The 343-nt window shown below is 44.9% G+C and carries 1 protein-coding gene; it reads right to left on the bottom strand.

All coding sequences use genetic code 11. The annotated features are described in order from the left end of the window. The coding region (locus tag STRDD10_RS11295) for a hypothetical protein (protein ID WP_197458351.1) at positions 1 to 343 on the bottom strand (343 nt) is incomplete at both ends.

Below are 343 nucleotides of genomic sequence, written 5' to 3'. Positions count from 1 at the left end.
TGGTGTCACTGCTTTCTTCTCTGTAACGGAAGATGGGGTTGTTACGACTCCTGTTAGTTTTCTTGCTGGAGTTGTTACTGTATGTCCTGCATTTGTTGGTTGACCACCTGGTACAGTGATAACTGGAGTCCCTTTTGTTGGTTCTGTTGGTAATTCACTGTTTGGAATTTTGCCTGTTCCATCCTCGCCTATTACTACTGGTGTCTCCACCCCTGGAATTGTCACCGTAGTTCCTGGTGGGTATGATTGGTCATCCGCTTGTTTTGGTTCTACAATAACATTTCCATCACTATCTTGTGTCAACTCTACTCGTGGATTCTTCTGAGCTGGTGTCTCCACATTG

This window comes from Streptococcus sp. DD10, assembly GCF_001578805.1.
In the GTDB taxonomy this organism is placed as follows: Bacteria; Bacillota; Bacilli; order Lactobacillales; family Streptococcaceae; genus Streptococcus.
This window is presented reverse-complemented; position numbering and strand designations above follow the sequence as displayed.